The 16,778-nt window shown below is 59.7% G+C and carries 18 protein-coding genes; 16 read left to right on the top strand and 2 right to left on the bottom strand.

Annotated elements, in window-relative coordinates; translation table 11 throughout:
* The 10 genes from PO778_RS00245 (at position 1) to mmsB (ending at position 6,751) form a co-directional block, all read left to right on the top strand.
* Positions 1-471 carry a hypothetical protein gene (locus PO778_RS00245; protein WP_271438179.1) on the top strand — a complete coding sequence of 157 codons (471 nt, stop codon included), beginning with the start codon at positions 1-3 and terminating at the stop codon, positions 469-471.
* Entirely contained in the window at positions 471-872 is a 402-nt protein-coding gene (locus PO778_RS00240; protein WP_271438178.1) for a RidA family protein, read from the top strand. The genes PO778_RS00245 and PO778_RS00240 overlap by 1 nt, the downstream gene beginning before the upstream one ends.
* A 131-nt stretch (positions 873-1,003) precedes the next feature.
* Positions 1,004-1,384 (top strand): hypothetical protein, encoded by a 381-nt coding sequence (locus PO778_RS00235; RefSeq protein ID WP_271438177.1) that lies wholly within the window; start codon positions 1,004-1,006, stop codon positions 1,382-1,384.
* Between the two features lie 274 nt (positions 1,385-1,658).
* Entirely contained in the window at positions 1,659-2,036 is a 378-nt protein-coding gene (locus PO778_RS00230) for a hypothetical protein (RefSeq protein WP_271438176.1), read from the top strand.
* Positions 2,037-2,226: 190 nt separating this feature from the next.
* Positions 2,227-3,372 (top strand): acyl-CoA dehydrogenase family protein, encoded by a 1,146-nt coding sequence (locus PO778_RS00225; protein ID WP_160729130.1) that lies wholly within the window; start codon positions 2,227-2,229, stop codon positions 3,370-3,372.
* 6 nt (positions 3,373-3,378) lie between these two features.
* Entirely contained in the window at positions 3,379-3,777 is a 399-nt protein-coding gene (locus PO778_RS00220) for a VOC family protein (protein ID WP_333908169.1), read from the top strand.
* Positions 3,774-4,832 (top strand): enoyl-CoA hydratase/isomerase family protein, encoded by a 1,059-nt coding sequence (locus PO778_RS00215; protein WP_271438175.1) that lies wholly within the window; start codon positions 3,774-3,776, stop codon positions 4,830-4,832. The genes PO778_RS00220 and PO778_RS00215 overlap by 4 nt, the downstream gene beginning before the upstream one ends.
* Positions 4,829-5,626 (top strand): enoyl-CoA hydratase-related protein, encoded by a 798-nt coding sequence (locus PO778_RS00210; RefSeq protein WP_271438174.1) that lies wholly within the window; start codon positions 4,829-4,831, stop codon positions 5,624-5,626. Before PO778_RS00215 ends, PO778_RS00210 begins: the two co-directional genes overlap by 4 nt.
* Positions 5,611-5,880 carry a hypothetical protein gene (locus PO778_RS00205; protein ID WP_271438173.1) on the top strand — a complete coding sequence of 90 codons (270 nt, stop codon included), beginning with the start codon at positions 5,611-5,613 and terminating at the stop codon, positions 5,878-5,880. The genes PO778_RS00210 and PO778_RS00205 overlap by 16 nt, the downstream gene beginning before the upstream one ends.
* 1 nt (position 5,881) lies before the next feature.
* A complete protein-coding gene (gene mmsB / locus PO778_RS00200) occupies positions 5,882-6,751 on the top strand; it encodes a 3-hydroxyisobutyrate dehydrogenase (RefSeq protein WP_271438172.1) in 870 nt (289 codons plus the stop codon).
* On the opposite strand, the gene PO778_RS00195 is transcribed toward mmsB, so the two are convergent.
* Positions 6,738-7,472: an Nmad3 family putative nucleotide modification protein gene (locus PO778_RS00195; protein ID WP_271438171.1), complete on the bottom strand. Its 735-nt coding sequence runs from the start codon at positions 7,470-7,472 to the stop codon at positions 6,738-6,740. The two genes, mmsB and PO778_RS00195, sit on opposite strands and share 14 nt — an antisense overlap.
* A 76-nt stretch (positions 7,473-7,548) precedes the next feature.
* Between PO778_RS00195 and PO778_RS00190 the strand changes: the two genes are divergently transcribed.
* Together PO778_RS00190 and PO778_RS00185 are read left to right on the top strand one after the other, a co-directional pair.
* Positions 7,549-8,343, top strand: coding sequence for an NTP transferase domain-containing protein (locus PO778_RS00190; protein ID WP_271438170.1), 795 nt, complete (start codon positions 7,549-7,551; stop codon positions 8,341-8,343).
* 22 nt (positions 8,344-8,365) lie between these two features.
* A complete protein-coding gene (locus PO778_RS00185; RefSeq protein WP_271438169.1) occupies positions 8,366-9,649 on the top strand; it encodes a lipopolysaccharide biosynthesis protein in 1,284 nt (427 codons plus the stop codon).
* A gap of 9 nt (positions 9,650-9,658) precedes the next feature.
* Here PO778_RS00185 and PO778_RS00180 read toward each other — a convergent pair whose 3' ends face one another.
* Positions 9,659-10,591: a tetratricopeptide repeat protein gene (locus PO778_RS00180; protein ID WP_271438168.1), complete on the bottom strand. Its 933-nt coding sequence runs from the start codon at positions 10,589-10,591 to the stop codon at positions 9,659-9,661.
* Between the two features lie 116 nt (positions 10,592-10,707).
* On the opposite strand from PO778_RS00180, the gene PO778_RS00175 reads away from it, so the two are divergent.
* Genes PO778_RS00175 through PO778_RS00160 form a run of 4 tightly spaced genes read left to right on the top strand, consistent with a single transcriptional unit; the run spans position 10,708 to position 16,699 of the window.
* Positions 10,708-13,161: an NAD(P)-binding domain-containing protein gene (locus PO778_RS00175; protein WP_160729121.1), complete on the top strand. Its 2,454-nt coding sequence runs from the start codon at positions 10,708-10,710 to the stop codon at positions 13,159-13,161.
* Positions 13,161-14,039 (top strand): hypothetical protein, encoded by an 879-nt coding sequence (locus tag PO778_RS00170; RefSeq protein ID WP_438944368.1) that lies wholly within the window; start codon positions 13,161-13,163, stop codon positions 14,037-14,039. Before PO778_RS00175 ends, PO778_RS00170 begins: the two co-directional genes overlap by 1 nt.
* A 7-nt stretch (positions 14,040-14,046) precedes the next feature.
* A complete protein-coding gene (locus tag PO778_RS00165) occupies positions 14,047-15,810 on the top strand; it encodes a cytochrome c3 family protein (protein WP_271438167.1) in 1,764 nt (587 codons plus the stop codon).
* Positions 15,811-15,847: 37 nt separating this feature from the next.
* Positions 15,848-16,699 carry a phosphodiesterase gene (locus PO778_RS00160; RefSeq protein WP_333908168.1) on the top strand — a complete coding sequence of 284 codons (852 nt, stop codon included), beginning with the start codon at positions 15,848-15,850 and terminating at the stop codon, positions 16,697-16,699.
* Positions 16,700-16,778: the final 79 nt, after the last annotated feature.

Here is a 16,778-nt window from a genome sequence, read left to right as displayed (position 1 = left end):
ATGCGACGACGCCTGATCCCTCTCGCCATGGTCGCACTGCTCGCAGCCTGCGACCGCGGCGGCGAACCGACCGAGCCTGTGACGACGATCGAACCCGATCAGGCAATTCCGGTCGAACCCGATGGCGGGATCGGCGACGGCGCACCCCCGCTTGACGAATTAGCAGGCAATATTCCGGCGCGTTTCCAAGGCGTATGGGATTATGTTGGCGGAACCTGCAATCCGGCGTCCGACATGCGAACGGAAATCAAGCCTCGGCAGATTCTGTATTACGAATCTCTCGGTCTAGTTGCCGGCGTTGGTTCGGAAGGCAGCGATGCGCTGGTCGATCTGGTGATGGAGGGCGAAGGTGAACAATGGGTGCAGGTCTCCCGCCTGTCACTGTCCGCCGACGGTAAAACGCTGAGCGTGAGCGATGGCACGAAGCCCAAGGTGAAAGACGAATACCCGCGCAAGCGCTGCCCTGCCTGATGCCAAACCGGACGCGCACATCATCGGGTTCTCCGTTCGAGGATCAGTTCGGATTTTGCCGGGCCATCCGCATTCCCGGCCACGGCGCGGATCGCATCATCGTCGCGGGCACCGGCCCTATCGAGGATGACGGCGAAACAACCGAAGGCGGAGCGGCCGAGCAGGCGGAACGCTGCTGCGCGCTGATCGTGAAAGCTATCGAAAAACTTGGCGGAACCGCCGCTGATGTCGTGCGCACGCGAATGCTGCTGACCGATATCGATCAACAGGCCGAAGTGGGCGAAGTTCATTCGCACTTCTTTGGTGCCGCTCGCCCAGCCGCCACCATGATGGGTGTGGCCGCCCTGTGCCGCCCCGAATGGCTGGTTGAAATCGAGGCTGAAGCAGTCGTCGAGCACTGAGGCTGAAAAGACGTATTTGTCCAATCAGTGAAGTTTGAGCGCAGCTAGTTCCATCCTGCCGACAAGCTGCGTGCCATCAGCACTCAGCCTTGTGGGTAGAGGCCGCGAATGTAGAATTGAGGGGACATATCATGCGCACACTCACACTTTTGGCAACTGGATCGCTTGTAGCTGCGATTGCCAGCAGCGTTTCAGCTGCACCGGATAACAAACCCATCCACGCCGCAACGCAAACGCAGGTGACGGGATGCATCGTGCGCGGCACGCTTGACCAACCATTTCAGGCCGACCCGGAATGCGAGGCGACATACGTCGTAAAACGCAACAAGGACGGGCGACTGATCTATCAGGCCTACCGCGACAAGGGCACTCTGCAACCGGGCCAGGAAATCGATACAGCTTTCGTGAACCGGGAAGAATTCATGATCGGAGACTATGAGTGCAAGCTGGTCGAAACGGCACAACCGAGCGGTAAAACCAGCTCTTTCCGCCACTGCCGTCTGGGCGAATAACCGCATCCCCGGCATCTCGCCGGTAACGACGATACGGTTGTATAAGAATTGGAAGGGGTCGGCGCGGCGATGGCTGGGCTGGCCCTTTTGCTTGCCTGCAACCTGGGGCAAAGCACGCACCGTTTTGGCAGCCGTTCTGCTGCCTTTTTGAAAAGACGCATTTGTCCAATCACCCTGGCCGACCCAGCCTTAGACAGCGGGCATCCACTTTGTGGGACACCTCGCCTCAAACTGGTCGCAGAGGGCGCGAACTGATACTTGGGAGGACTTTAATATGCGTAAATATGTATTACTCGCCGCCGGCGCAGCCGCAATCATGGCCGGACCGCTTTCCGCAGCACCGGAAAACAAGCCGGTGAATGCTGCTGAGCAGATCCGCAACGACAATTGCATCGTGCGCGGCGCAGAAGACCAGCCTTATCAGCTGGACGCAAACTGCGATGCAAAGATCACGAACAAGCGCAATCAGGACGGCGTGTTGGTTTACCAGGTCTACCGCGACAAGGGTACGCTTCAGCCGGGTCAGGAAATCGACACCGCGTTCAATTTCCGCGAGGATTCGATGATCGGCAACTATGAATGCACAACCACTGAAACCGCGACGCCGGGCGGCCAGTACCGTTCATATCGCCACTGCCGCTTGGCTGACTGACAGGCTCTGTTAAAGACAGGGGGCATCGAGCTGCTACGCAGTTCGTTGACCGAGGAAATGGCTGGCACGGGCAATCCGCGTCAGCCATTTTCTTTTTGCCAACCTGTTCGGACAGACCCCGGGGAACAAACTCTCTCTGGCCCGCTGATCGCCCTTCAACCGGCCGTTCACAGGTGCTAGGGGCGCGGTCATGACAAACCAATTCCAACTCAATGAAGACCAGCTTGCGATCCAGGAAATGGCGCAGCGTTTTACCGCCGACAACATCACCCCCTTCGCTGCGGAGTGGGACGAGAACCATCATTTCCCGCGTGATGTGATCCAGCGGACCGGTGAACTCGGTTTCGGCGCGATTTACGTGTCCGAAGAATCGGGCGGTATTGCGCTTGGCCGGCTGGAAGCCGCCTTGATCATGGAGGCAATGGCTTACGGCTGCCCGGCAACCAGCGCCTACATCTCCATCCACAACATGGCCGCATGGATGATCGACCAGTTTGGATCTGCTGCGCTCAAGGAGAAATACCTCCCCGACCTCGTCACGCTCGACAAGATTGCCAGCTATGCCCTGACCGAGCCCGGCAGCGGGTCCGATGCTGCGGGCCTGAAAGCTGCCGCCACACTCGACGGCGACCATTATGTGCTGAACGGTACAAAACAGTTCATTTCCGGCAGCGGTTTCAACGATGTCTATGTCGTGATGGTGCGCACGGGTGAGCACAAGTCTAAGGGCATTACCTGCCTGGTGGTGGACAAGGACACGCCGGGCCTCAGCTTTGGCAAACCTGAAAAGAAACTGGGTTGGAATGCGAGCCCGACCGCGCAGCTGATTTTCGAAGATTGTCGCGTTCCGGTATCCAACCGCGTCGGCGACGAAGGCGAAGGTTTCCGTTTCGCAATGATGGGTCTTGATGGCGGGCGCCTTAACATCGGCGCGTGTTCGCTGGGCGGTGCGCAGCGCTGCCTCGACGAGGCGATTGGATACACCAAGGAACGCCAGCAGTTCGGGCAACCGATCGCCGATTTCCAGAACACCCAGTTCATGCTCGCAGACATGGCGACCGAACTGGAGGCTGCACGGGCCTTGCTGTATCTCGCCGCAGCCAAGGTGACCGACAATGCGCCGGACAAATCGCGCTTTTCCGCGATGGCCAAACGGCTTGCGACCGACAGCGGCAGCAATGTGGTAAACAATGCGCTGCAGCTTTTCGGCGGCTATGGCTATCTGCGTGAATACCCGATCGAACGCTTCTGGCGCGATCTGCGCGTGCATTCGATTCTGGAAGGCACAAACCAGGTGATGCGAATGATCGTTGGCCGCGACTTGCTGCGCCAGTAACCATTCGTGCCAAGCCTGCATTTCGACATGACCGCGATCGTGGTGCCGGATTATGATGCCGGCATCGATTTCTATTGCGGAACGCTGGGGTTCGAACTGGCGGAAGACATTGATCTGGGCGGCGGCAAGCGCTGGGTCGTGGCCGCGCCCGGTTCGGGCGGCCGTCTGCTGCTTGCGGCGGCGTCCAGCGACCGCCAGCGAGAGGCCATCGGAAATCAGGCCGGCGGGCGCGTTGGGTTCTTTTTGCACACGGATGATTTCGCTGCATCCCATGCCGCTTTTGTGGCAAAGGGCGTATTATTCCATGAAGAGCCGCGCCATGAAGCATATGGCAAAGTGGCCGTTTTCAGTGACCCGTTCGGAAACCGGTGGGACCTGATAGAACCGAAGAAAGCTGCATCGTGACAGACGATATTTTGATCCACACCCATGGCCGGGTCGGCCACATCTCGCTCAACCGTCCGAAGGCAATCCACGCGCTGACGCTGGACATGTGCCACGCGATGAGCGCGGCATTGGCCAAATGGGCAGATGACGATGCGATCGAGGCGGTTATCCTCGATCATGCCGAGGGGCGCGGGTTCTGCGCTGGCGGCGATATCAACCTGCTGCGAAAATCGGCGTTGGAAGATGGCGGTGTGAAAGGCCGGCAGTTCTTCCATGACGAGTATCAGCTGAATCACCAGATGATGACCTATCCGAAACCAATCGTGGCGTTCATGGACGGCATCACCATGGGCGGCGGCGTCGGGATTGCCCTGCCCGCGAAATTCCGTGTCGCGACCGAAAACACGCGGTTTGCGATGCCAGAGACGGGCATTGGCCTGTTCCCCGATGTTGGCGGCGGCTGGCACCTGTCGCGGCTTGGCGGCCGCCTTGGGCAATTCCTCGCGCTCACCGGTGCACGGCTCGACGGGGCTGAATGTCTGTGGGCCGGACTCGCAACGCATTACTTGCCGAGCGAAATGCTCGCCGATGCGAAGGCGCGGATCATTGAAAAGCCCGGGCGGATTTCCGGCGTGATGGCGGAGATGCCAGGCAGCCCGCCCAAAGCACGTATCGAGGAAAATGCAGACAAGATCGCGAAGCATTTCGCATCGGATCGGCTGGAAGACATCCTCGCCAGTCTGGAAGCCGATGTAGAAAACAATGGCAGCGAATGGGCCGCCAAGGAACGCGACACACTAGGCACAAAGAGCCCGCAAACGCTGAAAGTCGCCCTTCGGCTGCTGGCGGAAAGCGCGAAACTAAACAGTTTTGAAGACAATATGCGGATGGAATACCGCATCGGTTCGCGCGTATTGCTGCGTCCCGATTTTGCAGAAGGCGTGCGCGCCGTGATCGTCGACAAGACGCACGATCCCAAATGGACCCCGGCGACCCCGGAGGAAGTGAGCGAGGAATTGCTGGACAGCATCTTTGCCCCTCTCCCCGCCGATGAAGAATGGAAACCACTATGACCGACACCAGCGCAAGCTACGAAACCATCCTCACCGAAACTGACGGTGCCGTCACCATCATCACGCTCAACCGGCCGAAAGCGTTGAATGCGCTTTCCAGCGTGGTTCTGGAGGAACTGATCACAGCCTTCGCCGGGTATCAGGCCGATGACAGCCAGCTGTGTGCGATCATCACCGGGTCGGGCGACAAGGCATTTGCCGCAGGTGCCGACATCAAGGAAATGTCGGACAAGGCAGCCGCCGATTTCTATCTCGACGATTTCTTCAGCCGGTGGACCAGCGAGATCGTGAAAACCACGCGTAAACCGTGGATTGCAGCGGTCAACGGCTTTGCACTGGGCGGCGGGTGCGAGCTTGCGATGATGGCCGATTTCATCATCGCCAGCGACAACGCGAAATTCGGCCAACCCGAGATCAAGCTGGGTGTAGCCCCCGGCATGGGCGGCAGCCAGCGCCTCACCCGCGCAGTCGGCAAGTCGAAAGCGATGGAAATGTGCCTGACGGGCCGCATGATGGGCGCAGAAGAGGCAGAACGCAGCAATCTGGTCGCAAAAGTCGTGCCGCATGACGAACTGATGACCGAAGCAAAGAAAACCGCCGCGCTCATCGCATCGATGCCGCCAATGGCTGCGATCGCGAACAAGGAAATGGTCAATTCGGCTTACGAGATGACGCTCGAACAGGGCATCGTTCAGGAACGCCGCCTGTTCCAGATTCTGACCGCGAGTGAAGACAAGAAAGAGGGCATGGCAGCCTTCGTTGAAAAGCGTGAAGGCAAGTGGACTGGGAGATAATCCTCGAAGGTCTTGGCCTGCTGCTGTTCGGCCTGCTTTTCGTCTGGCTTGGGGCAACCGGTTGGAAGCATCGCCGCGAAGAGCGTATCAGTCTGATCGAGGCGGCAATACTCAAGGCAGGCGGTGAAGAAGAGCCGCTGGCCCGCAATAATTGGGACCGGTTTGCAGCTTACGTGCGGCCAGTCCTGATGTTAATTTTTGGCCCGTTGATGATCCTTGGTGGACTAGCGGTGCTTTCACTTCTGGGAGAGTGACATGAAAATCGCATTTATCGGCCTCGGCAATATGGGCGGCGGCATGGCCGCAAACCTCGTGAAGGCCGGGCATCAGGTCAACGCATTCGATCTTGCCGAACAGGCGCGCGGCGCAGCGAAGGACGCGGGCTGCGAAGTGTTTCACGACCTGAAAGAAGCCGTTCAAGGCGTCGAGGCTGTGGTCTCCATGCTGCCAAATGGCGGTATCGTGAAAGCGGTCTATGAAAACGATGTGGTCGGTCATGCACCAGCAGGCGCAATCCTGCTTGATTGTTCGACCATCGATGTTGCCACCGCGAAGGAAGTGACCGAAGCCGCGACCAAGGCGGGATACGAAATGGTCGATGCGCCTGTTTCCGGCGGGATTGCGGCAGCCAATGGCGGCACGTTGACGTTTATGGTTGGCGGCACCGAAAGCGCGTTCGCCCGCGCAGAGCCGATCCTGCAGGGCATGGGTAAGGCCGTGATCCGCGCAGGCGATGCCGGTGCAGGCCAAACCGCAAAAATCTGCAACAACATGCTGCTGGCGGTTCATATGATCGGTACCTGCGAAGCCATGAAAATGGCGGAAAAACTCGGCCTCGACCCGCAGAAGTTCTATGAGATCAGCTCGCAATCCTCGGGTTCGAACTGGTCACTCAACACCTATACCCCACTGCCCGGTGTCGGTGTGCAAAGCCCGGCTGACAATGAGTATCAGGGCGGGTTTGCCACTGCGCTGATGCTGAAGGATTTGCGTCTGGCGATGGAGGCGGCGGAAAATTCCGACAGCGCCGTTCCGTTGAGTTCAAGGGCCGCATCGCTTTACGAAGATTACAGCGGTGCCGGAAACGGGGCGCTCGATTTCTCGTCGATCATCAAGACTTACTGATTGCCGAGATAATCTGATCCAGCCATTCGCGCGGGGCGCAGCGGCGGCCGATATCGGCGACAAATTCCTGCCCCCGCGCAACGCTCCTAAGCCGCTGGCCGCGTAACCAGCGATCAGCGCGGTCATGATAGGTCAGTTCCCCGCGCCGCAGCCATGCGGGCCGGTTCCACAGGCTGGGCGGGCCGCCCGCTACCGTCAGCCTGAGATCATCGCCGGCCGATCCAGCGGTCCTGCCATCGCCCACGTAAATCACATCATTCTTCGCATGAAGCCCAAGCGCGTGCGGGTGGCCCATTTCGGCATATTCGGCCCGCTGCGCTTCGCCGCAAGCGGTCAGATCGACGATCTTCTCGATCCTCTGATATCCGAATATTCGGTGATGCGGCTCTCCCGATTTACCCGCGCGGAACAGCCCGAAAAACACGAACACATCGCCGATACCTACACCCTGATTGGCTAGATGGGTTTGCGCTGCGCCGCATTGGCCGAACAGGCACACGCCATCGCTGCGAAACATGGGATCATGATGACAGTAGTCGGCAGGCGAAACCTTGCCCCGGCTTGCCGCCCCGGCCAATTCGCCAAGCCCCAGATCGGCATAGGTCGTCGCCGAATGGCCGCCGCTCGGGATCGGCAAGCTGATCGGCCTGCCGCCAACAATCGGCGATGGTCCGCCGCCAGCCGCGCTGTCGAAACCTTTTCTGCTGAAAATTATCCGCATATCTGGCCAGCCGTGCCTTCCATCCCCAACTATGGCAAGACTTGCGCAATATGCACCAGACACTAGGGACCAAACCGTGAAAGTAACTGCACTCATAATGGCCGGCAAGCGTTCCGGCGTTCTCGACCCCCTTGCTGCAAATGCAGGCGTTGCGCAGAAATGCGTAGTTCCCGTGCGCGGCGTCCCGATGGTGGAGCGCGTTGTCCGCGAAGTCGCCGGATGCGACCGGATCGGCGAAATCCGTATCGTCGCCCATGAGCCCGACGAGATCGAGCAATTGCCAACGGTTGCCAAATTGATTGCAGAAGGCCGGCTGGTGATGCGGCCCGGCGCGTTCAATCTGGTTGATAGCGTGTTTTCCGGTGCCGACGATGCTCTGTTCCCGATCATGATTACCACGGCGGACAATTGCCTGGTGACCAGCGACGGATATGCCGAGTTTATCGACAAGGCACTGGCCGCAGAAGCAGGCGCTGCTGCCGCGCTGGCCCGCAAGGAAGATGTCCGCGCCGCCGACCCGGAAGGGCAGAAGAAATTCTACGAATTCCGCGATGGCGGATATTCCAACTGCAACACCTACTGGATGGGTTCGCGAGAGGCGCTCTCCGCTGCGGAAATCATGCGCAATGGCGGGCAATTCGTGAAATTCCCCAAGCGCATCGCGCAGGCATTCGGGATCATGAACCTGATCCGGTTTTATTTCGGCTGGGGCACCAAGGAAAAGATTTTCGAGCAGGTTTCCAAGCGGTTCGGCTTCAAGATGTGCCCGATCGTGATGTCGAACGGCGAATTCGCCATCGACGTGGACAACCAGCGCACTTTCGACGTGACCGAACGGCTACTGGCCAAAAAAGAAGGTGCCGCCGCCTGATCAGGCTGGCCGGCACGAACCCATGAAACGGCTCATCCAGAACATCGGCTGGCTTCTGACCGGACGCGGTTTGAACGCCGTTCTGAGCCTGGTTTACCTCGCGCTGGCGACGCGGACGCTGGGCCTTGATGGCTTCGGCTTTTTCGCAATCATCGTCGCGCTGGGTCAGACGGTGACCGGCATTGCCAATTTCCAGACATGGCAGTTCGTGGTCCGATGGGGCGCCGGAAAGGATGGCCCGGCGGATGCAACCGGATTTGCCATCGCGCTGGATATGCTTTCGGTGGCGGCCGGAACGGTGATTGCGGCTGTGCTCGTCTATACCGCGCAGCTTTGGCTGCCTTTGCCCAGCGAATTGCTGTGGCTGACCTTCGGCTATTGCGTGGTGTCCCTGCTTGCCATTCGCACCACCCCGACCGGCCTGCTGCGCTTGCGGTTCCAGTTTGCCCGCGCAACAGCGGCAGAAGCCGTCCAGCCAATCGTGAGAACGATCGGTGCATTGCTTGCCGTGTTCTTCATGCCGACCGTGACCGGGTTCATTCTCGCCTGGGCAGCTTCAGAGGTGGCTATCGCGCTGGCACTGTGGATTGCCGCAGCCCGGATGGAGCGGATCGACCTGTCCCGCATCAGCCTGCGCCGGATCCCGCGGGACCATTCCGATGCATGGCGTTTCGTACTGTCCACCAATATGTCGGGCAGCCTGATCGTAGCCGGAAAACAGGTAATGATCCTGCTGGTCGGCGCAATTGGCGGGGAAGCGTTTGCAGGGGGCTTCCGGGTTGCATCGCAGCTGGGGCAGGCACTCGTCCAACTGGCGCAGACGGTGTCCAAGGCGATTTATCCCGAACTGGTCCATGCGAAAGACGATGCAGTCGAAATGGCCCGAAAGATGGCCAATATCGCTTTGATCGCCGGTGTCGCTGCCGTTCTGTTTGCGCTGATGTTCGGCCGTTGGGGCCTTGAAACAGTGGCCGGCGAAGATTTCGGCGCGTTTTACTGGGCGATGGTTATTCTGGCGATTGCCGGGGCGATCGAACTGGTAGGGGCGAGCCTGGAATCGCTGCTGGTTAGTGCGGGCAATGCAGGCACCGCGTTCATTGTCAGGGCGATCCCGATGGCGGTGGCGTTTGCGTTGCTCGAATCCGCGATGAACTGGCAGGGCGTGAAAGGCGCGGCTTTTGCCATGCTGGGATCAAGCGCGGTGGCCGTGATCGGTTTCTGGGTGGCAATCCTTTCGCTGCAGCAGATACGCATCGTGCTGGAGCCAGCGAAGCCGGAAACCGGCAAGCAGAACGATACACCCTAGCGGCGAAATTCAGTTGGGCACGCCCAGAGCGGCTGCTTCGCGCGTCAGCCGCTCGGCCTCGCCCGGATTGGCCGCAATCGCATCTTTCAGCGCCTGCGCCGCCTGATCCGGCTGACCCAGCGTCATCCGGCTGCGCATCAGCATGACCCATCCATCCGGGTTTGCCGGATTTGCGCGTAGCTTTTCTGCCAGGCTACCAACCATCCCCTCCGCCATTTCGCGCTGTTCACCCGGGGCCATTGCACCCGCCGCCGCGATCTGTTCGCGCGAGGGGCCCGGGATGGCATTGCCTGCAGTCAGCTGCGGGGCCTTGGGCCGCGCGCTGTCGGCAGCCGCCAGCTGCGTATCGGTAGCGATGTTGTTGATTTTTCCGACCTGTTCGATCGTTTGGCGCAAATTCTGCTCCCACGGCGCGCCGGGCGGGGTGTCTTTCAGCAAGGCAAGCCAATCATTGATCGCCCCCTGATGATCACCGCTCAGATCCTTGCGCACGGCGAGGAAATACCGCGCCCGGGCATCGGTAGGGTCCAGCGCTATTGCCTTTTCGAATGCCGTGATTGCAGCAGACGGCATGGGGTCGGTCTCGCTGGCCATCAGCCTCGCCTCACCAAGTGAGGACCACAGGACAGCATTCTTGTCATCGCCTTCTACCGCCTGACGATACGCCCTGACCGCTTCGGAAAACTGGCCAGTCTCGTAATAGGCGAAGCCCAATTCCTGCCACGCCCCGGCGTTCAGCGGGTCTTTTTCAGCCGCAGCTTTCAACTGTTCGATGCTCGGCGGTCCGCCGTCAGCTATGATCGCGTCTTGGTCTGCTTCGCCTTCACCAAACGCACGGTATCCGACGGCCGCCGCCACAATGATCGCCCCGACGACGAGCGCAACCAGTCCAATTCGAGAGATGCCGCCGGCCTTTTGCCCGCTGTCAGTTGGTTCTGCCATGCGGACTGGCTAGCATCGGTGAGCATAAGCGGCAATTGGCTCTGGCGGTTTGTCGCGATTTGCCTATGATCCCCGCATAACATAGTTAGGGTCGCGAGCGTCATTCGGGGGGAAAGATGCCGGATCAGTATCGCGTAGCAATTGTCGGATCCGGACCCGCAGGCCTGTCTGCCGCTGCGCGCGCGGCTGCCTTGGGCATGAGCCACATCCTGCTCGAAAAGACCGATCACCTTTCCGACACGATCTACAAATACCAAAAGGGCAAGCACGTGATGGCGACGCCCAGCAACTTAGTGCTGCGCAGCGACATCGACTTCGACGCGGGCAAGCGCGAATTCATTCTCGACACATGGGACACCCAGATCGCCGACAACAAGGTGAATGTGCGTCTCAATTCGGAAGTTACCGCCATTTCCGGGGAAACGGGAAGTTTCCAGATCGAGTTGAAGGATGGAGAGACAATTCAGGCCGAAGCCGTAGTCATGGCCATCGGCACGCAGGGCAATCCCAACAAATTGCGTTGCCCCGGCGCGGATTTGCCGTTGATCCAGTATCAGCTGGATGATCCGGGCGAGTATTTCGACGAACACATCACCGTGGTTGGTTCAGGCGATGCCGGAATCGAGAACGCCCTCGGCCTTGCCGCCGATCCGGCACAGCGCAATGTTGTTACCATTTTGAACCGGCGGGCAGATTTCGCCCGCGCCAAGGCCGCCAATGTTGCGCTTCTGGAAGAAGCCGAGAAGGATGGCCGCATTTCCGTGCGCCGCGAAACCAGCCCTGCGGAGGTGCGCGAAAACGAACTGGTTCTGGAAACCCGCGACGGGCAGGAAACCATAAAGTGCGACCGGATAATCGCACGCACCGGTTCGCAGCCGCCCCGCGGGTTCGTCGAAGGGTGCGGAATCGAATTTACCGGAGAGGATCGCGGCGCTTTTCCGAAATTGTCGCCGAGTTTTGAAACCACCCAGTCGGGCATCCACGTTATCGGGGCTCTGGCAGGGTATCCGCTGATCAAACACTGCATGAATCAGGGGTACGATGTTATCGAATTCCTGAACGGCAATCAGGAACTCAAACCCGCTGACGAGCCAATCCTGGCGGACAAGTTCGCTGCCCTGCCCGGCAATCGTTCGGTTGACGAATGGCTGGAAATTTTCCGCAACAACATCACCATCCTGCGCGAATTGTCGCCGCTACAGATGCGCGAATTGATGCTCGACAGCGATGTTGCCGCATTCAGCGCGGGCGAAATTATCTTCGTCCGCAACGATCCGGGCTCTTCAATGTTCGCGATCGCCGAAGGGTCCGTTCTGGTGGAGGTTAACCCAGACGATCCATCTGTCACCGTCCCGATTGAGCAAGGATCGATCTTTGGCGAGGTCGGCCTGATATCGGGGCGCCGCCGCGGGTCGACAATCCGTGCGGCGGAACCTGTCGTCACGCTGGAACTCACCCGCAATGCCGCGCTAAAACTGCTGGCTACCGTGCCCAGCGCCAATCGGGCTGTGAACCAGATCACGATTGAGCGCCAATTGCTGCAAATGTTCGGCGCCGGCCTGACATCGCAGGACGTGGCCGAACTGGTCCAGTCTGCCGAAACGGTGGAAGTACGCGCGGGTCAGAACGTTATCGAGGAAGGCGGCGACGACAAGGATATATACGTTATCCAGCAAGGCTCCATGATCGTGGAGAAGAGCCTGGGCGGCAAGCCGATCTTCCTCTCTTACCTGCCGGCGGGGTCCTATTTCGGGGAAATGGCGGTCATCGACCACAGCAAACGCACCGCTACGGTTAAGGCCGCGATCAAGTCTGAAGTGGTGAAATTTCCGGGCGAAGCATTCACCCGCCTGCTCGACCGCAATCCCAAACTGCGTGAACGTGCGAAGGCTGACATGGCTTCGCGCCGCAAGGTCAATTCCTTCGTCGAAGAACGCAAGGAAAGTTTCTCCAGCGCTGTCGACATGTATTCGGAAACCGCAAAATTCTTGATCGACAACGGGATTGGCGAGGCAACCGATGTTCTCCTGATCGACGAGACCCTGTGCGTGGGCTGCGACAATTGCGAGAAGGCATGCGCCGACAGCCACGAAGGATTGAGCAGGCTCGACCGCGAAGCAGGGCGCACCTACGCGCATATTCACGTGCCAACGTCATGCCGCCACTGCGAACACCCGCATTGCATGGCCGACTGCCCGCCAAATGCGATCAAGCGCGGCCCCGACGGCGAAGTATTCATCGACGACACCTGCATTGGCTGCGGGAATTGCCAGCGCAATTGCCCTTACGGCGTGATCCGCATGGACCCCAAGCCGCCGAAAAAGCCGTCACTGTTTTCCTGGCTGTTGTTCGGCGCTGGCCCCGGCCCGGGAGAGGCGAGTTACAGCTGGCGCAAAACGACTGCTGAAAAACGCGGTCTCGAGCAGGCAAAACTCGCGATCAAATGCGACATGTGCGCCGGGATCGAAGGCGGTCCCGCCTGTGTTCGCGCCTGCCCGACCGGCGCAGCCATTCGCGTCGCTCCGGAAAAATTCCTGACCTTCACCAAGCTGGCGGAGGACGTCGACTGATGGCCTCCACGCCGAGAGATTCCAGCAAGGTCGACTTTGCATTCGCTGAAAAACGCCGTGATACCGATCATGAAAGCTTCCTCTCTCATGCGCGGATGCGGTGGCTGAAAGTTTCGTCCGCAATCTGCCTGATCGTAATCGTCAGTTATTTCCTCGTCGATGTCGAACCGCGTCACAATGGCGGCAGCTGGTATGGATATACGCTGGGCACGATCGGTGCCGGGCTGATCGTGTGGTTATCACTGCTTGGTATCCGCAAACGCAACATCACCGATGGCCGGTGGAGCCTGAAGGCATGGACCAGCGCCCATGTCTATCTGGGGTTGGCACTAACTGTTGTCGGCACAATGCATACCGGTTTCCAGCTAGGCTGGAACGTGCACACGCTTGCCTGGGCGCTGATGATGCTGGTGATCGTGTCAGGCATTTACGGCATCTCGGTTTACGCCGCCCTGCCCCGTTCGCTCAGCACCAATCGCCGGGAAATGACTAGGGGCCAGATGATCGAAGCATTGGCGGCGATCGACCGGCAGCTCGAAGCCGCAGCGCAGCCGCTTGGCAGAAGCGAATCCGATGCAGTCATCGCCGCGCTGGACCAGGACGTTTTCAAGGCCGGCCTCCTCGCCCGCCTGACCGGCAGCTATCCGCGCTGCGCCACGGCGCGGGCTTTGCGGGCATTCCCGGAAGGGTCGCTGAACAAAGCCGAACAAAAGGTTGCTTCGCTGCTATCCCGTCGCAAATCCCAGCTCAGCCAGATCCGCCGGCAGATGCGCTACAAGGCGCTTTTGCAAGTCTGGCTCTACATCCACATTCCAGCAACAATCGCGTTGATTGCCGCCCTGTTGGCGCATGTCATCAGCGTGTTCTACTATTGGTGAGGCGGCGATGACCAAGTTCCTGATCCGCACCATTGACTACACCTCGAGCGGGCGAGAGATCATTCGCGACCGCCAGGTTGACGGCACTGTTCTTACAGTGGGCCGTGCAGCCGAGAACGATATTCACCTGCCCGACCTGGCGGTCGAACAACACCATGCCCGGCTGGAACTGACCGAGACCGGAAGTATTGAGGCTAGCGCGCTCAGCACACTCGCCTTCACCCATGACGGGCGCAAGTCGACCGCCGCGAATTTCGATCCAGCCAGCGGCGGTGAACTGGGTTTTGGCAGTTACCGGCTTTCATTTTCCAGAGAGCCGGACGGCCCCGTTCTCATCACCATCAACCAGATCGAAGAACAGGCTGGTGCTGGCGAGGAGACCTCAGGCTTCGAACTGGCGGCCGCCCTGCCATCGAAGCGCGTCATGGCATGGATCGGCCTTGGTGCGATCCTGATCGCGTTCCTCATGGTGCCGATATACAGCCACCTCACCCGCGAACGGGTCGAGCCGGACTACGATTCCAAGGGTCAGGTTGCGATGGATGCCAGCTGGAGCACTGGCGCGCTCAGTCTGGCGCATCACGGGCTGGAGAACAATTGCGAGGCTTGCCACGTCGAACCGTTCGAATCCGTTCGCGATGAAACCTGCCTCACCTGCCACGAAAGCATCGGCGATCATGCCGCTATCGACCGGCAGCTGACCGGGCGCGGCCCGATGTCGGCTGGCGACGAAATCCAGTGGGCGGTTGCTGACATGTTCGGCAAGGAAGGCCCGGGATCATGCACCACCTGCCACACCGAACACGAAGGTGCCGGACGGATGGAGCCGACAGCCCAGAAATTCTGCGCCGAATGCCACGATGGGATGGACACCCGCCTGACCGATACCAAGCTGGAAAATGCCGCCGATTTCGGTGACGCTCACCCGCAGTTCAAGGCAGTGTTTCACCCTGATCTTGGTAGTGACAAAACAAAGCGCATGTCTCTGGCCGACAATCCGCGCGAACAGCATGGCCTGAAATTTCCGCACGAACTGCATATGGACCCGCGCGGCGGTGTAGCCCGGATGGCTGGCAATATCGGGGCCAAACAGGGGTATGGGGACACGCTGGTCTGTTCGGATTGCCACACGCCGACAGCGGACAGATCGAGCTTCCTCCCGGTCAATATGGAGGAGAATTGCGAGAGCTGCCACAGCCTGGTCTACGACAAGGTCGGCAGCACATTCCGGACCCTGCGGCACGGCGATGTATCGCAGATGCAAGCCGATCTTCGGGCGATGGATCGTGCACCCCGGCGGCCCATCACCACCGGACGCAGGCGGCCCGGCGAATATGCGCGGGGCGGACTGTATTATCAGAATTTCGGGCGGCCGGCGCGGTCATACATCGCTGTAAACCGCGCATTGGCCAGCGACGGTGTGTGCGGCGAATGCCATATTCCGACCACCACCGACGGTAAGCCGGACGTGATGCCGGTGCATTTGCAGGACCACTACATCGTCAATGGCTGGTTCGATCACAAGGCGCACGAGCAGGAGGATTGCACGACCTGCCATGCAGCAGAGACATCGAAGACTTCGGAGGACCTGCTGATGCCGGGCATCGCAATCTGCCGCGATTGCCATCTTGGGGAAAAGGCGAAGCAGGCGGAGGTGCCATCAAGCTGCGCAATGTGCCATTCCTACCACCCCTCGCCCGCGGGATTGCCTGAGAAGGATAAGCAGGGCACAACAGACCGCGTTGCGCTGATCAGCCGGAGAGCTGAATAGGCGTGGGGGACGAGGGGGCGAAATTGAGCGTATCGCAATGCTGATAGCGCAGATGACCGATATCCATATCGGCTTCGATCCGGACGCCAAGCCGGAGGAGCTGAACCGGATTCGCTTTCGAGCGACGCTGGACCGATTGCTCGAAGGGCCGAACGCGATCGATATGCTGGTGCTGACCGGCGATTTGACCGACCACGGCGACAAGGCGAGCTTCGAGAAGACCGCAGCCCTGCTCGAAAAATGCCCGGTTCCGATTTATTCAATCGTCGGCAATCACGACACGCGCGAGGGGTTGCTGCACGCCTTCCCCGATACTCCGGTCGATACAAACGGATTTATCCAATATGCGGTCGAGCAAGAGGGGCTGCGCATCCTGTTTCTTGATACGCTGGAAATAGGGAGGCACGGTGGTGCTTTCTGCGAACAGCGCGCGGCATGGTTAAGCGCAGAACTTAACGCGCACCCTGACACGCCGACCCTGATATTCATGCATCACCCACCGGTTATCTCAGGCATCGGATGGATGGACCCGGGACCCGACGAAGGATGGATGCTGCGCTTCGGTGAGGCGATAGAGGGGCATAGCCAGATCCGCGCAATCCATTGCGGCCATCTGCACCGCCCGATCACCACGACTTTCCGCGGGGTGCCGCTGAGCGTAACCCCCTCGGTCGCGCCGCTGGTGGCAATGGACTTGCGCCCGATCGACCCGGAAAATCCCGATCACCGCGATCTGATCACCACCGAACCGCCGACCTACGCGGTCCACCGCTGGTCGGGCGGCGAACTGCTGACGCATTACGAAAAGGTCAGCGACTGGATGGTGCTGGCGCGGTACGATCCGAACTTGCAGGGCATGATCCAAGAGATGTTTGCCGAGCGGGAGTAGGCTAGCCTCTCCTAGCTAGTTTTGCCGCTTCCACACGCAAGGCAATCACTACTTTGTCCGCAGGCAAAGGCTCGCGTGA

Origin of the sequence: Pontixanthobacter luteolus, assembly GCF_947494915.1 — a bacterium.
Classification (GTDB): Bacteria; Pseudomonadota; Alphaproteobacteria; order Sphingomonadales; family Sphingomonadaceae; genus Pontixanthobacter; species Pontixanthobacter luteolus.
Note: the sequence above shows the minus strand (reverse complement) of the source record. Positions and strands in the feature narration are given on the sequence as shown.

What these genes read in the sequence shown, in the direction of transcription:
- PO778_RS00225 (WP_160729130.1), top strand. Translation starts at nt 2,227, where the DNA reads ATGACAAACCAATTCCAACTCAATGAAGACCAGCTTGCGATCCAGGAA.
- PO778_RS00180 (WP_271438168.1), bottom strand. Translation starts at nt 10,591, where the DNA reads ATGGCAGAACCAACTGACAGCGGGCAAAAGGCCGGCGGCATCTCTCGA.
- PO778_RS00210 (WP_271438174.1), top strand. Translation starts at nt 4,829, where the DNA reads ATGACCGACACCAGCGCAAGCTACGAAACCATCCTCACCGAAACTGAC.
- PO778_RS00230 (WP_271438176.1), top strand. Translation starts at nt 1,659, where the DNA reads ATGCGTAAATATGTATTACTCGCCGCCGGCGCAGCCGCAATCATGGCC.
- PO778_RS00195 (WP_271438171.1), bottom strand. Translation starts at nt 7,472, where the DNA reads ATGCGGATAATTTTCAGCAGAAAAGGTTTCGACAGCGCGGCTGGCGGC.
- PO778_RS00235 (WP_271438177.1), top strand. Translation starts at nt 1,004, where the DNA reads ATGCGCACACTCACACTTTTGGCAACTGGATCGCTTGTAGCTGCGATT.
- PO778_RS00185 (WP_271438169.1), top strand. Translation starts at nt 8,366, where the DNA reads ATGAAACGGCTCATCCAGAACATCGGCTGGCTTCTGACCGGACGCGGT.
- PO778_RS00160 (WP_333908168.1), top strand. Translation starts at nt 15,848, where the DNA reads ATGCTGATAGCGCAGATGACCGATATCCATATCGGCTTCGATCCGGAC.
- mmsB (WP_271438172.1), top strand. Translation starts at nt 5,882, where the DNA reads ATGAAAATCGCATTTATCGGCCTCGGCAATATGGGCGGCGGCATGGCC.
- PO778_RS00245 (WP_271438179.1), top strand. Translation starts at nt 1, where the DNA reads ATGCGACGACGCCTGATCCCTCTCGCCATGGTCGCACTGCTCGCAGCC.
- PO778_RS00175 (WP_160729121.1), top strand. Translation starts at nt 10,708, where the DNA reads ATGCCGGATCAGTATCGCGTAGCAATTGTCGGATCCGGACCCGCAGGC.
- PO778_RS00170 (WP_438944368.1), top strand. Translation starts at nt 13,161, where the DNA reads ATGGCCTCCACGCCGAGAGATTCCAGCAAGGTCGACTTTGCATTCGCT.
- PO778_RS00240 (WP_271438178.1), top strand. Translation starts at nt 471, where the DNA reads ATGCCAAACCGGACGCGCACATCATCGGGTTCTCCGTTCGAGGATCAG.
- PO778_RS00165 (WP_271438167.1), top strand. Translation starts at nt 14,047, where the DNA reads ATGACCAAGTTCCTGATCCGCACCATTGACTACACCTCGAGCGGGCGA.